Source organism: Brevundimonas sp. FG128 (genome assembly GCF_057809775.1).
On record NZ_JBMDKP010000008.1, the window covers coordinates 1 to 312 of the forward strand.

General features: G+C 59.6%; 1 protein-coding gene. It reads right to left on the bottom strand.

What is annotated here, in order from left to right:
- Positions 1 to 127: 127 nt before the first annotated feature.
- Positions 128 to 312, bottom strand: a 185-nt coding sequence (locus ACODSC_RS14990) for a hypothetical protein (RefSeq protein WP_488814814.1), incomplete at its 5' end; no start/stop codon positions are given.

Below are 312 nucleotides of genomic sequence, written 5' to 3' on the forward strand. Positions count from 1 at the left end.
CTCGTCAGGCTCATAACCTGAAGGTCGTAGGTTCAAATCCTACTCCCGCACCCAAATCATGAAAGCCGCCAGATCAACCATCTGGCGGCTTTTTGCTGGCCGGATTCTGCCGACGGCCATACATTTACTAAATGCCGCCGCTGCGGGTCACGACCACCACGATGAGGGCAAGGCAGACGACAGCCGCAATGCCTATGGCGAGGGCGGTGATGCGGAACGCGACTCGCGTCGACCTGTCTGGGCGGTCTTCGTATCCAATGGGGGTCTTGCGGGGCTCTTTGTCGGTCATGGCAGGCTCAACGCCCTGGAGAC